11 protein-coding genes are annotated in these 14,157 nt (G+C 65.8%); 4 read left to right on the plus strand and 7 right to left on the minus strand.

Annotated features, from left to right (window positions below; genetic code table 11):
• Positions 1-61 precede the first annotated feature (61 nt).
• Complete coding sequence (locus tag AC1RUR_RS19150; protein WP_492846725.1) at positions 62-979, minus strand: pirin family protein; 918 nt, start codon at positions 977-979, stop codon at positions 62-64.
• A gap of 276 nt (positions 980-1,255) precedes the next feature.
• On the opposite strand from AC1RUR_RS19150, the gene AC1RUR_RS19155 reads away from it, so the two are divergent.
• On the plus strand, positions 1,256-2,317 hold the full coding sequence (locus tag AC1RUR_RS19155; protein ID WP_492846727.1) for a helix-turn-helix domain-containing protein: 1,062 nt from the start codon (positions 1,256-1,258) through the stop codon (positions 2,315-2,317).
• A 205-nt stretch (positions 2,318-2,522) separates the two neighbouring features.
• Complete coding sequence (locus AC1RUR_RS19160; RefSeq protein ID WP_492846729.1) at positions 2,523-3,950, plus strand: serine hydrolase domain-containing protein; 1,428 nt, start codon at positions 2,523-2,525, stop codon at positions 3,948-3,950.
• 187 nt (positions 3,951-4,137) lie between these two features.
• On the opposite strand, the gene AC1RUR_RS19165 is transcribed toward AC1RUR_RS19160, so the two are convergent.
• Positions 4,138-5,505, minus strand: a complete 1,368-nt coding sequence (locus AC1RUR_RS19165) for an MmgE/PrpD family protein (RefSeq protein WP_492846731.1) — start codon at positions 5,503-5,505, stop codon at positions 4,138-4,140.
• A 117-nt stretch (positions 5,506-5,622) separates the two neighbouring features.
• Between AC1RUR_RS19165 and AC1RUR_RS19170 the strand changes: the two genes are divergently transcribed.
• Both AC1RUR_RS19170 and AC1RUR_RS19175 read left to right on the plus strand, forming a co-directional pair.
• Entirely contained in the window at positions 5,623-6,738 is a 1,116-nt protein-coding gene (locus tag AC1RUR_RS19170) for an FUSC family protein (protein WP_492846733.1), read from the plus strand.
• 23 nt (positions 6,739-6,761) lie between these two features.
• Positions 6,762-7,175 carry a barstar family protein gene (locus AC1RUR_RS19175; RefSeq protein ID WP_492846735.1) on the plus strand — a complete coding sequence of 138 codons (414 nt, stop codon included), beginning with the start codon at positions 6,762-6,764 and terminating at the stop codon, positions 7,173-7,175.
• Between the two features lie 68 nt (positions 7,176-7,243).
• Here AC1RUR_RS19175 and AC1RUR_RS19180 read toward each other — a convergent pair whose 3' ends face one another.
• The 5 genes from AC1RUR_RS19180 to gyrB all read right to left on the minus strand — a co-directional run bounded on the left by AC1RUR_RS19180 (position 7,244) and on the right by gyrB (position 13,928).
• A complete protein-coding gene (locus AC1RUR_RS19180; RefSeq protein ID WP_492846737.1) occupies positions 7,244-7,732 on the minus strand; it encodes a DUF2867 domain-containing protein in 489 nt (162 codons plus the stop codon).
• Positions 7,729-9,123 carry an MATE family efflux transporter gene (locus AC1RUR_RS19185; protein ID WP_492846738.1) on the minus strand — a complete coding sequence of 465 codons (1,395 nt, stop codon included), beginning with the start codon at positions 9,121-9,123 and terminating at the stop codon, positions 7,729-7,731. Before AC1RUR_RS19185 ends, AC1RUR_RS19180 begins: the two co-directional genes overlap by 4 nt.
• A gap of 214 nt (positions 9,124-9,337) precedes the next feature.
• Positions 9,338-10,633 (minus strand): UDP-N-acetylglucosamine 1-carboxyvinyltransferase, encoded by a 1,296-nt coding sequence (gene murA, locus AC1RUR_RS19190; RefSeq protein ID WP_492846740.1) that lies wholly within the window; start codon positions 10,631-10,633, stop codon positions 9,338-9,340.
• A 141-nt stretch (positions 10,634-10,774) separates the two neighbouring features.
• Complete coding sequence (locus tag AC1RUR_RS19195) at positions 10,775-11,242, minus strand: hypothetical protein (RefSeq protein ID WP_492846742.1); 468 nt, start codon at positions 11,240-11,242, stop codon at positions 10,775-10,777.
• Positions 11,243-11,492: 250 nt separating this feature from the next.
• Positions 11,493-13,928 carry a DNA topoisomerase (ATP-hydrolyzing) subunit B gene (gene gyrB, locus AC1RUR_RS19200; protein ID WP_492846744.1) on the minus strand — a complete coding sequence of 812 codons (2,436 nt, stop codon included), beginning with the start codon at positions 13,926-13,928 and terminating at the stop codon, positions 11,493-11,495.
• Between the last annotated feature and the right edge of the window lie 229 nt (positions 13,929-14,157).

The following is a 14,157-nucleotide window of genomic DNA, read 5'->3' on the forward strand; positions in this document are numbered from 1 at the left end:
ACAGGGCCTTGCGACAGGAAATCCGGCCGCACCGGATGGCACGGCCGGACACCGGATTAGCCTATTCCGGCAGAGGAATGAACTCATGTTCCTGCGGAACCGCGGCGAAGCGGCCGGTTTTCCAGTCCTGCTTGGCCTGCTCGATCCGCTCCTTGCTGGAGGAGACGAAATTCCACCAGACGTGGCGCGGGCCCTCCAGCGCATCGCCGCCGAGAAACATCATCCGCGTGGCTTTCAATGCCTTCACGGTGATGCGGTCGCCGGGTCGGAAGATCAGCAGCCGCGGCGCCTCGTAGCGCTCGTTCGCGATCTCGACCTCGCCGTCCACGATGTAGATGGCGCGCTCCTCATGATCGGGGTCGAGCGGCACGCTGGCGCCTGCGACGGCCGTGACCTCGGTGTAGAACCAGGGCGACACCATCGTCACCGGCGAGGTGATGCCGAACGACGAGCCTGCGATCACCCGTGCGGTGAAGTCACGCTCGGAGATCATCGGCAGGTCGCCGGCGCCGTAATGCTGGAACGACGGTGCGATCTCTTCCGAATCGGCCGGCAGCGCGATCCAGCTTTGCAGGCCCAGCATCTGCTGGCCCGAGGCGCGCTGCGCGTCCGGCGTGCGTTCCGAATGCGCGATGCCGCGACCGGCCGTCATCAGATTCATCGCGCCCGGCTGGATCTCGCAGACGTTGCCCTCGCTGTCGCGATGCATGATCGAGCCGTCGAACAGATAGGTGACGGTGGCGAGCCCGATATGCGGGTGCGGCCGCACGTCCATGCCCTTGCCGGAGACGAACTGCACGGGGCCGAAATGATCGAAGAAGATGAAGGGACCGACCATCTGCCGCTTGCCATGCGGCAGCGCCCGCCGCACTTGAAATCCATCGCCCAGATCGCGCGTGCGCGGCACGATGACGAGGTCGAGCGCATCGCAGGACATGGGATCGCCGAGCACGGGATCGTTGGAGGGCTGCCAGCTCATGGGGGGACTCCTTCTTTATTGCGGCGAGCGTAACAGGATTTGATGGCCCCGTCGCGGCGCCGCCGCATCGCCGCGATGGTCTATTTGCCGTCATCGTGCGATATCGGCGATACCTAATCTGGAAACAGGGGCGGGCGATGGTTTCTCTGATCAAACCGGGCGCAAGCTCGATCGAGGTCGATGGTCCCGGGATCGGGACCGCGTGATCGATCTTGAAAAGCGCGGCCTGACGAAGGATGTTCGGCGGATGTCAAACGCGACCGATTGCGTCACCCGATGACCCTTGCCGCAACAGAGCTTGCCTTCCGCGCCGCCAGCGTCGCGCTGCTGCTGATGCTGGCGGTGTCGCTGTTACAGGACTTTCGCAAAGTGCTGGCAGCCCGGCTCGGTGCGGCCTTCGCGCTCGGCTCGGCCGTGCATGCGGCGAGCTATTCGGTGGATGTCACGTCACCGATCCCGCTCTGGCATGCTCCGCTGATTGCGCTCTCGACCGGCGACATCGTGGTGTTCTGGCTGTTCACACGCTCCCTGTTCGACGACGAGTTTCGCCTGCGCTGGTGGCACGGATCGGTCTGGGCGCTGGTGATGGCCTTCAGCTTCGCAGGCTGCGTCTGGATTGCGCCCAGCGGCCATGTGCGGTTCTCGGTGACGGTGGTCAATCTGATCGTGCTCGGTTTCATCGCGCTTGCGGTCGGGCAGATGATCGCCTCCTGGCCGACCGACCTGGTCGAGCGCCGCCGCAGCGCTCGTGTCTTCATCGTCTGCGCAACCGCGCTCTATGGCGGGCTGAACGCGGTGCTCCAGATCGCCGTCGCCGGTCACCACGTCGGCGCTGTCGCCGAAACCATCAATGCCGGCGCGCTCGCCTGCACCGTCGCGGCGATCGTCTATGCCATGATGCGCGTTGACGGGGCGGATCTGTTTCCGGCCGCGGCGGAGCCCGCACCGCCGATTGTTTTCAGCCAGCCTGTGGCCGATGACGCCGCCGATCAAAGGCTCGTCGACGCCCTGATGCGGCTGATGGCTGACGAGCGGATCTATCGCCAGGAGAACATCACCATCGGCGTGCTGGCGGGCCGGCTGAAAATTCCGGAATACCGGCTGCGTCGGCTGATCAACCAGCGGCTCGGCTATCGCAACTTCAATGTGTTCCTGAACAACCACCGCATCGAGGAAGCCAAGGCCGCGCTCGCCGATCCCGCCCAGGCCGAGGTCCCCGTCATCACCATCGCGATGGACGCCGGCTTCCAGTCGCTCGGCCCGTTCAACCGTGCCTTCAAGGCGGTGACCGGCGTGACGCCGACGGAGTACCGGCGGCTGAAGGTGAACGCGGCGTGACCGGCTCTTCGCCTCTCCCGCAAGCGGGGCGAGAGAGCGGACCATCGTCGTGACTGCATCTTCACATTGCTTTGAAATATTTGAGTTATTTCAGAATCGGCCAGCCCCGCTCAGTTTCAGCCACGCTGTTTTCCAAATCCGGCGAGCGCGTATCGCCCGCATCCGGCCTGCTCTCCCGCACACCCCTCGAAGCTGGAGAAAGCCCGTGACCCGCCGCCGCAAGATCATCCTCCTGACCACCACCATCGCTTGTGCCGGCCTCGCGCTCGGCGCGGCGCGGGCCCGCGACGTGCCGAAGGTTGCGACCGGCTTCGTCGCCGACATCCTCTGCGCCGAGACGTTCGTCTCGGGCCTGGATCCTCGGCGGACCTTCACCGACACCATGGCCGCCATGCCGGGCACCAGCCTGATCACCTGGGCGATGGACTACCAGGTCGATCGCTCGCGCAAGGATGTCACCGTGACGCTGTTCGGCCTTGGCCGCAGCCATGCGGTCTATCGCGAAGGGCTCGGCTGCACGCTCGATCATGGCGCGGCGTTGACCGACGTCGCCTTGCCGCCGGATGACAAGCAGCCCGCGCTGTTGCCCGAGATCGCCGGGCCCTCGATCGTCGCGCCGCAAAGCCCTCAATTGGCCGCCGCACTCGATCGTGCCTTCACCGAGCCGGCGTCGCCACCATACCGGCGCACGCGTGCGGTGATCGTCATGAAGGACGGCCACGTCATCGCCGAGCGCTATGCGGACGGCGTCGGCATCGACACGCCGCTGCTTGGCTTCTCCGCGACCAAATCAGTCATTTCAGCGCTGATTGGCGTGCTGGTGCGTCAGGGCAAGCTGAAGCTCGACGGGCCCGCGCCGGTCGCCGCCTGGAACGATCCGAATGATCCGCGCCATGCCATCACCGTGGACCAGTTGCTGCGCCACACCGCGGGCCTTGCGCTCGGCAGTTCGCTCGAGGCCTCGCTCGGCTCCGCCTTCGAGCCGGTCAATCGCATGAAGTTCATGGAGCGCGACATGGCGGCCTATGCCGCGAGCATTCCGCTCGAGACCGCGCCGGGCACGGCGTGGAATTATCATGACGGCAACACCATCATTCTCTCGCAGCTGATCCGCAACGCCGCCGGCGGCAACCCTTCGGACACGTTGCGCTTCGCGCGCCGCGAATTGTTCGCGCCGCTCGGCATGCGCCATGTCACGCTTCAGGTCGACGGGTCAGGCACGATCGAGGGTTCGAGCGAGATGCTGGCCTCCGCGCGCGACTGGGCGCGGTTCGGCCAGCTCTATCTCGATGACGGCGTCGTCGGCGGCAAGCGCATCTTGCCGGAAGGCTGGGTGAACTACTCGGCATCTGCCACGCCGAAGTCCTGGATCGGCGTCGGCGCCGGCTTCTGGACCAACCAGGGCGGCAGTTTCGGCGCGAATTTCCGCGTCGAGCATGGCTGGCCGCGCGATGCCTTCTTCGCCAAGGGCACGATCGGGCAGTACACGATCATGATTCCCTCGGAACGGCTCGTGATCGTGCGGCTCGGCCGCTCGCCGAACTGGCCGCCGGAAGCCGACGGCGTGTTCGATCTCGTGCGCGACGTGGTGGCCGCCACGCGCGAGAAGGGAAAGATGGCGGGAGTGAATTGAGCTGCGAACTCCTCTTCCCTTCTCCCCTTGTGGGAGAAGGTGGCGCGAAGCGCCGGATGAGGGGTTCTCTCCGCGCATTCCAATGAGAGTGGGACTCGCGGATGGGACCCCTCACCCGGCTGCGCTTCGCGCATCCACCCTCTCCCGCAAGGGGCGAGGGTGCACCGTCTGCGCGGTGAGAACTTCCCTACCTCCCCAGCTCCGTCGCCTTCGCCACGCGGTCGAACCGCTCCAGTGTCAGGATCGCATCGGCAAACTTTTCCGCGCGCGCGTTCAGCACCGGCCGTGCCAGCGTCAGGAATTTCTGCTGCATCGCCTGCGCGTCGGGGAATGAGGTCGGCTCGCCGGAGGGATCGGCATAGAGCCGCTCGTGCACGCCGTCATCCGTGGTGATGCTGACGCGCGCACCAAAGGGGTGGGTGCGGCCGATCTCCAGCCGGTCGTCCTGTACCACGTCGAACTTGTCGGCGAGCGCGTCGATGGCGGCGTCCCCAAGGCGGTTGTAATCGTCCCAGCCGAACGAGCCCTGGTCGAGCGCGAGCGCGCCGGTGAAGAACATCGAGAACTGGCCGCCGACGATCGAGGTCGGGTGCCGCTTGGTCGCGGCATCGCCGGTCAGCGTGATGCCGTTGCGATGCAGGCCGATCTCGACGCGCTTGACCTGGTCGGGCGTCAGATTGTGCTCGCGCCGCATCGCGATCAGCGCGTCGATCGCCGCATGGGTGTAGCGGCAGCTCGGATACGGCTTCACGCCGATCTTCATGGTCTCGTAGGTCTTGCCGAGCTCGGCGACAGCCTTGCCCGGATGCGCATCGTCGGTATAGCCGGCGAGCAGGCCGTGCTTGCCCTCGACCGATTCGGTCGCGCCGACGAAATCGTTGCGCGCCAGCGTCGCGGCGATCACGCCGTTCATCGCGGCGGCGCCGACCTGGTAGCGCTTGTTCCAGGCGCCGTTGACCAGGAATTGCAGCGAGCCGGCGGCCTGGCTGCCGGAGACGCCGAACGCGGAAATGAGCTGCTGCTCGGAGAGACCAAACAGTTTTCCGGCTGCAGCGGCCGCGCCATAGGTGCCGGCGGTCGCGGTCGGGTGAAAGCCGCGCGCGTAATGCGAGGTCGGGTCGAGCGCGTTGCCGAGCCGGCAGCAGACCTCATAGCCCGCGACGATCGCGGTCAGCACGTCGCGCCCGGAAGCGCCGACCATCTCGCCGACGGCGAAGGCGGCCGGAACGACCGGTGCGCTCGGATGCAACGATGAATCCGCATGGGTGTCGTCGAAATCGAGGGAATGGCCGAGCGCGCCGTTGAGCAGGGCGGCGACCGCCGGCGTCCAGGTCTTAGCATCGCCGAACACGGTGGACTTGCCCTTGCTGTCGAGCGCGAGCGCCTCCAGCATCTTCAGGATCGACGGGGTCGATTCCGCCTCGCTGCGCGCCCGGATCGCGCTGCCGAGGAAGTCCAGCGTCAGCACCTTGGCGCGATCCAGCACCTCCGCCGGAATATCCTGGTATTTCAGATTGAAGACATAGGCGGCGAGCGTTGCGGTTTCGTGGGCCATCGTGTTTCCTCGTTTTGGCGCGCAAGTTAGGCGGGCTGATTTGGCCTTTCAAGCGGCCTTGGGGGCGCGGGCATCAGCTATGCTTTTTGCAGGCGCAAGAGGATCGGGATATTTCGTATGACGCGCGCAAGGCAGCTGTTCGACCGGATCCGGGCGCGGCGGACGCAACTGGGATTGGCGATCCGGGTCACGGTCGCGGCAGTGGCGGCCTATGCGATCGCCACCGCGCTGCATCTGCTCTTGCCGCTCTGGGCGGTGCTGACCTCGTTGATCGTGACCCAGATGAGCGTCGGCCGCTCGCTGAAGGCGACGCGCGACTACGTGCTCGGCACGATCGGCGGCGCCATCTATGGCGGTGCCATCGCGATTATGATCCCTTATTCGACCGAGGCGGGCCTGTTGGGCCTGCTGGTGCTGGCGGTCGCGCCACTCGCCTTCGTCGCCGCGATCAACCCGAGCCTCAATGCGGCGACGGTGACCGCGATCATCGTGCTCCTGGTGCCGACCATGCATCACTCCGATCCCATGACCTCGGCGATCGATCGCGTCAGCGAGGTCGGGGTCGGTGCGATCACGGGATTGCTCGTTTCCTTCCTGGTGTTCCCCTCGCGCGCGGTGCGGCAGATCCGAGCCAGCGCGGCAAGACTGCTCGAGCTGATCGCGGATGCCTTCACCGAGCTGCTCGCGGGCCTGACGCGCGGCCGCGACAACGACGCGCTGCACCAGATCCAGGACGGCATCGGCACTGCGATGGTCGGCATGAATGCGATCGGCGCCGAAGCCGAGCGCGAGCGCGCTGCGCGCCTGTCGAGCGGACCCGATACCGGTCCCTTGCTGCGAACGGTCCTGCGGCTGCGCCATGACGTCGTGATGATCGGCCGTGCCACCGTGGTGCCGCTGCCGATCGAGGTGCAGATGCGGCTTGCCGCCCCGCTGGCGGAGGTCAGCGCGGCGATCGTGCGTTTCCTGCGGTCGGCGGCCGAAGCGCTGCGGGCCGGCGCCGGCGCGCCGCCGATCCATCCCGTGCATGTCGCGCTCCAACATTACGCCGAGGCGGTTGCCGCCGTGCGCCAGGACGGCCTGATCCGCGGCCATTCCGGCGACACCGCCGAGCGCTTCTTCGCGATCGGCTTCTCGCTGGAGCAGATGCACCAGAATCTCTGCGATCTCGACCGCGTCGTCGGGGAATGGTCGGAGGCCTCGTCCGACACGTCCGCGCGCGTGGCGGAATGAGTCAAAGGATCAGAGGTGCAACCATGACGGCCTCAAAGCCGGAGCTACGCATCGACGGGTCTGAATTCTCGACGCTGGAGGGATTTTACGATCAGATCAGCCTTCACCTGATCCCAGATGCCGAATGGGGCAAAAATCTCGACGCGTTCAACGATATCTTGCGTGGTGGCTTTGGGACGCCCGACGAGGGCTTCATTTTCCGCTGGGACAACCACGACATATCGAGGCGAAATCTTGGATATGAGGAGACCGTTCGCCAACTCCGGAAAAGGTTGGAGGGATGTCACTCTTCGAACATCGCTTCAGTCGAAAATGACCTCGCCGAGGCGCGGAGACACGAAGGACCTACAGTATTCGACTGGCTCGTCGAGGTAATCCGGCGCCATGGTCCCGGCGGAGCCGAAGCAGAGGATGGAGTCGAACTCGTTCTTCGATGAACGGATCCAGGCTGGAGCGGCTCCGGCAGGGCCGGATAGCTGAAGGGACTGCGGGTCGACGGACAGCTTCAACGGGCCGGCTCCGCGATCTTCCCCATCATGCTGCGGGCCACGAGCTTGTGGAACGGCGTGATGAGCGTGAGATAAGTCCGTCCGAGGAAGTTGTTCGTTTTGACCAGAGTGGTCACGGTGACGTGGCGAAGCGTCGCTTCGCCGGCGACATCGACCACGATACGAAAATCGAGATGATAGTCGTCGAAGCCGGCGATCAGCCGCTCGGGCGTCTCGCTCAGCACCGGAAACAGGCCGATCAGGCCGCCGGGCGCCGGCGTGCCTTCGCCCGATGTCTTCAAGCCGAAGGGTGTCACCAGAACGTTGCGCAAGCGCGTCAGCGCATCGATCCAGCGCGGCCCGTGCAGCACCATTCGGGTGCAGGCCTCGCGGGCGCTCAATTGCCTCGCGCCGACCTCTGCACGAAACGCGTCGATGAACTGCGCGCCCGACAGTACCGTCCTGGCGTCGACATTGGGGGTGATTTCGCGAACGGGTCCGGTCATCCCGCCAGTTTGCGCGTCAGCATCCCGAAGCGCAAGATCAAGAGTCCGGCATAGACGAACGTCCCGACCGAGAACCCGATCCAGACACCGACCGCGCCCAGCCCGGCGTGGAAGGCCAGCACCCAGGCGACGGGAAAGGCGACGCACCAATAGCCGATCGCCGCGAACACCAATGTCATCCTGGTGTCATTGATGCCGCGCAGCGCGCCGCCGATGATGGTCTGGAGGCCGTCGGCGATGAAGAAGGTCGCGCCGACCAGCAGCAGCGTCGCCGTCAATTCGACAGTTGCCGTGCTGGCCTCGCTGCTGCCGAAGAACAGCCGTCCGAGCTCGTAGCGGCCGAGGATGATGGCGATGGTCAGCGCCGAGACGAGCGCTACGCCAAGTCCCGCCGCGACGAGGCCCGCACGCTTCACCGCGGCCGGGTCGTTGCGGCCGAAGGCATGGCCGACGCGGACCGTGGCGGCCATGCCGACGCCGAGCGGGACCATGAACAGCACGGCCGTCACCTGGAGCGCGATCTGGTGCGCGGCAAGTGCCGCGGTCGAGATCAGCCCCATCAATAGCGCGGCGGACGAGAACAGGCCGTATTCCAGCAGCAGGGAAAACGAGATCGGCGCGCCGACCACGATGAGTTGGTGCATCAGGGGCCAGTCGATCCGCCAGAGATGGGCGAGCGGGCGGTAGTCCGCAAACGGTTTTCGCCAGGCGGCGATGGCGAGCACGGCAAGGAAGGTGCCGAGATTGACGAGCGTGGTCGCAAGCCCCGCGCCGAACAGGCCGAGCTCCGGCAGGCCGAACAGGCCGTGGATCAGGACATAGACCAGCGCGGCATTGACGGGAATCGCCGCGACCGTGATCCACAGCGGCGGCTGCGGCCGGTTCACCGCGCTCATCATGCTGCGCAGCGCGATGAAGCCGAGCGCCGGCGCGATGCCCCAGGCGAGGCCATTCAGATAGCGCTGGGCGAGCGCGGCCGATTGCGGCATTTGACCGAGTGCGATCAGGATGTGTTCGCCATAGAGCGGCGAGGCCATCATCGGCAGCGAGATCAGCAGCGCGACCCACAAGCCGACGCGCAACGAGCGGCGAATCCGCCTGATGTCGCCGGCGCCGAACGCCTGCGCCGCCAGCGGCGACACCGCAGCCATCAATCCGAGGCCGAAGGTGAAGCTGACGAAATAGACCGTATGCGCCAGCGCGGCGGCTGCGACTGCGTCCTCGCCGAGCCTCCCGATCAGCGCGAGATCGGTCGTGATCATCGCGATCTGCCCGAGCTGCGTCAGCATCATCGGCACGGCCAGCCGCAGCGTCTCGACGAATTCATCGGCGAGATGGTCTTGCGGCACGCCGGCTTGCGGCTGCGAACGAGGCTGGACGGTGTCGAGCATGGCGGCTCATTAGCACGAGCAGGCGACGAAAACATGGCTCGTGCTTGTTACCCTCTCCCCTTGTGGGAGAGGGTGGCTCGCCGCATTGCGGCGAGACGGGTGAGGGGTCTCTATCCGCGTGCGCTCTCTTGCAACGAGTACGCGGAGGCAACCCCTCATCCGGCGCGCTACGCGCGCCACCTTCTCCCACAAGGGGAGAAGGGAAGAAAGAGCCTCAGCCCTTCCGCTCCGGCACGCGCTTGATCTTGGCGCCGAGCGCGTTGAGGCGTTCGTCGATGCGCTCATAGCCGCGCTCGATCTGGTCGGCGTTGTTGATGGTCGAGGTGCCCTCGGCGCAGACCGCGGCCAGCAGCATCGCCATGCCGGCGCGGATGTCGGGCGAGATCATCGAGGCGCCGCGCAGGCGGCTGGGGCCGGCGATGATGGCGCGATGCGGATCGCACAGCACGATGCGCGCGCCCATCGCGATCAGCTTGTCGACGAAGAACATTCTGGATTCGAACATCTTCTCGAACATCAGGATCACGCCATCGCATTGCGTGGCGGTGACGATCGCGATCGACATCAGATCGGCCGGGAAGGCGGGCCAGGGCTGGTCCTCCAGCTTCGGTACGTGGCCGCCGAAATCGTCCTGGATCTTCAGCGTCTGGTTGGAGGGCACGATCAAATCGTCGCCCTCGACGCGGCAGACGATGCCGAGCCGCTCGAACCCCATGCGGATCGAGCGCAGATGCTCGACGCCGGCGCGTGTGATGCGCAGCGGCGAGCGCGTCACGGCGGCAAGCCCGATCAGCGAGCCGACCTCGATATGGTCGGGCTGGATCCGGTAGGTCGCTTCCCCCAGCGTCGCCGGCCCATGCACGATCATGGTGTTGGTGCCGATGCCCTCGATTCTGGCGCCGAGCGCCACGAGGAAATTGGCGAGATCCTGCACGTGCGGCTCGGAGGCCGCGTTGCGCAGATAGGTGACGCCGTCGGCGGCGACCGCCGCGACCAGCGCGTTCTCGGTCGCGGTGACGCTCGGCTCGTCCAGGAACACGTCGGCGCCGGTGAGTTTCGAAGCGCGGAATTCGAGCCGGTCGGTGGCGGTGACCTTGGCCCCCAGCTGTTCGAGCGCCAGCACATGGGTGTCGAGCCGGCGGCGGCCGATGACGTCGCCGCCGGGCGGCGGCAGCATCACCTCGCCGCAGCGCGCGAGCAGGGGGCCCGCGAGCAGGATCGAGGCGCGGATGCGCACGCACAGCTCGGGGTCGAGATCGGCGGCGCGGATGCTCTTGGCGTGAATGTGAAGCGTGTTGCGGGCGGTCCATTCCGCCGACGCGCCGACCGAGCGGATCAACTCGACCAGCGTCTCGGTGTCGCGGATCCGCGGCACGTTCTCCAGCGTCACCGGATGCTCGGTGAGCAGCGCGGCGGCGATGATGGGCAGTGCCGAATTCTTGTTGCCGGACGGCTCGATCGAGCCCGAGAGCCGGTGACCGCCCTCGACGATATATTGGATGGGCGCCACGTCGGTTTTCTCCGTCCTGTTGCAGTGGGGCGGGCTGCTTCGCAAGCGGAAACTACCGAGAATTGAGCAGGGTAGCAATTCTGCACTTGTCGCGGCGGAAGGCCGCGCAGTGGCCCCGAACGGGCCCGCTGTATCAGGCGTTTAGAACAAGCCGATGATATTCGCCACCACATAAAGGATCACGATCAGCATCAAGACGCCCATGGCCAGGAACGATATCTCGATGGCGATGGCGCCGGTCCCGAGCGCCGCCGCGACGCCCGCCAACAGCCTCTCCTCGCGAAACACCAGCGCGAGCACGGAAAGCAGGATCGCGAGCAGGCCGAGCGAGATCGCACCGATCGAGGATGCCTCCCGCAGCTGGCTGCCTGTCGACTTCTCCCGCGGCGGTGCCTGATACTCGACGCCCTTGACGCGCGCGATCAGGCGATCCCTCAGGCGGTGCCCGGTGTCGACAATCACCTTGTCTGCCGGTGGCGGCGGATAGATCACCGGCACGATCCAGTGCGGCAATACGGCCGCGATCAGCGCCAGCACGCCGACAATGCTGCCGATGATGCCGAGACGGCGGGGTGGCAGGGCAGAACTGGTGGTTGCAGAGCTGGTCATGCCGTTTCGTCGCGATGGCGGGAGGCGAGGTTCAGGGGCGCAGTGTCGGCACGAGGAGAGTGCGCCCCCTCTCCCGCTTGCGGGGGAGGGCCGGGGTGGGGGTATCACCGCGGTGGGGCTGCCGAAATCTACGGAGAATATCTCCGTGAGGAGAGAGCCCCCACCCGGCGCTACGCGCCGACCTCCCCCGCAAGCGGGAGAGGTTGCAGCGAGCATGTGGCAGGCAGTGCGAAACCCAAAGCCACCGGCCTCAGATATCGATCGTCGCGCTCAGCGAATGTTCCTGGATGAAGTCGCGGCGCGGTTCGACCACGTCGCCCATCAGCTTGGTGAAGATGTCGTCGGCCTCGTCGACCTCCTTGACCTTCACCTGGAGCAGCGAGCGTGCGTCGACGTTGAGCGTCGTTTCCCAGAGCTGCTCCGGGTTCATCTCGCCCAGACCTTTGTAGCGCTGCAGCGTGACGCCCTTGCGGCCGGCGTCGGTGACCGCTTCGAACAGGTCGACCGGGCCGTAGACCATGTGCTCGACGTCCTTGCGCCTGAGCTTGCCGGGGCGGGCATAAACGTCCTGGAGCTTCACCGTGTATTCGTCGAGCTTGCGCGCCTCGGCCGAGCCGAGGAAGGCGTCGTCAATCACGGCGGCTTCCTTGACGCCGCGCACCGTGCGCTCGAACTGGAAACCCTGGCCTTCCACGTATTGGCCGACCCAGCCGCGCTCGACCTCGTCGGCGAGCGTGTCGAGGCGGGCGGCGATGTATTGCGCGGCCGCGGCGGCTTTCTCCGGATCGCCGTAGATCGCCTTGTTGAGCACGCCGGTGATGGCGGCCTGCTCGATGACCCTGCGATTGTAGCGGGTGTGCAGGCTGCGCAGGATGCCGCGGACGGCGCGGGCGTCGTCGACCAGCGAGCGCAGGTCGCGGCCGGTGCGATCGCCGCCGGTGCCGGGAATATAGACGCAATCGTCGAGCCCGGTATCGATCAGATAATCTTCCAGCGCCCGCTCGTCCTTCAGGTATTGCTCGGACTTGCCGCGGTTGACCTTATAAAGCGGCGGCTGGGCGATATAGAGATAGCCGCCGTCGATGATGTCGTGCATCTGCCGGTAGAAGAAGGTCAGCAGCAGGGTGCGGATGTGGGCGCCGTCGACGTCGGCGTCGGTCATCACGATGATCTTGTGATAGCGCAGCTTCTCGATCGAGAATTCGTCGCCGATGCCGGTGCCGAGCGCCGTGATCAGCGTGCCGATCTGCTCACTTTTCAGCATCGTGTCGGGGCGGACGCGTTCGACATTGAGGATCTTGCCGCGCAGCGGCAGCACCGCCTGGAATTCGCGGTTGCGGCCCTGCTTGGCGCTGCCGCCTGCCGAGTCACCCTCGACGATGAAGAGCTCGGATTTCGCCGGATCCTTTTCCTGGCAGTCGGCGAGCTTGCCGGGCAGCGAGGAGACCGAGAGCGGGCTCTTGCGGGTCAGCTCGCGCGCTTTTCGCGCGGCTTCGCGGGCCGCGGCCGCCTGGATCACCTTGCCGACGATCATCTTGGCTTCGCCGGGATGTTCCTCGAACCAGGCCTGGAGCGCCTCGTTGAGCACGTTCTCGACCACGGGGCGCACTTCCGAGGACACCAGCTTGTCCTTGGTCTGCGACGAAAACTTCGGATCTGGCACCTTCACCGACAAAACCGCGGTGAGGCCTTCGCGGCAGTCGTCGCCGGTCAGCGCGATCTTCTCTTTCTTGGCATTGGCCTCGGCATAGCCGTTGACCTGGCGCGTCAGCGCGCCGCGGAAACCGGCGAGATGAGTGCCGCCGTCGCGCTGCGGGATGTTGTTGGTGAAGCACAGCACGTTCTCGTGGTAGCTGTCGTTCCACCACAGAGCGGCCTCGACGCCGATGCCGTTGGCTTCCGCGCGCACCATGATCGGCGCCGGCACGATCGCCTTCTTGTTGCGGTCGAGATATTTGACGAACTCCTCGACGCCGCCGGAATAGTGCATCTCCTCGCGCTTCTCGACCGCGTGGCGCATGTCGGAGAGGGCGATGTTGACGCCGGAATTGAGGAAGGCGAGCTCGCGCAGCCGGTGCTCGAGCGTGGCGAAATCATATTCGATGTTCTTGAAGGTTTCCGTCGAGGCCTGGAACGTCACCTCGGTGCCGCGCCGGCCCGGCGCGTCGCCGACCACCACCAGCGGCGCGACCGCATCGCCATGGGCGAATTCGATATAGTGCTCCTTGTTGTCGCGCCAGATGCGCAAGCCGAGCTTGCTGGACAGCGCGTTGACGACGGAGACGCCGACGCCGTGCAGGCCGCCGGAGACCTTGTAGGAATTCTGGTCGAACTTTCCGCCGGCATGGAGCTGGGTCATGATGACCTCGGCCGCCGAGATGCCTTCGCCCTTGTGGATGTCGACGGGAATGCCGCGGCCGTCGTCGCGCACGGTGACGGAATTGTCGGCGTTGAGGATCACGTCGACGCGCGTGGCGTGGCCCGCCAGCGCCTCGTCGATGGCGTTGTCGACGACCTCGTAGACCATGTGGTGCAGGCCGGAGCCGTCGTCGGTGTCGCCGATATACATGCCCGGGCGCTTGCGGACGGCATCGAGACCCTTGAGCACGCGGATCGATTCCGCCCCGTAATCGCTTGGATTTGAGGGCTCGTTTTCGGCAGGCGTCTGCCGAGCAGGTTCTGTCATGAGAGGCCTTCGAGATGTCGCCCGAATCAGCCGCGCAAAAGGCGCTGATTTGCAGGCTATTTGTGCCATGAAAGACCGCTTGCGCCTAGCGCAAAGTATCCTCCGGCAACCCTTTGATCAAATAGGGATTTTTAGCCGGTTTTCAAGGCCCGCGAAGGCCGATTCCCGGGCCTGCGAAAAGCCCGATTCGAGGGGCTTTTTCGGCCACCCGTTCCAAACGATTTTGCAA

The sequence above is a fragment of the Bradyrhizobium sp. GW821-FHT12B03 genome (assembly GCF_058807535.1).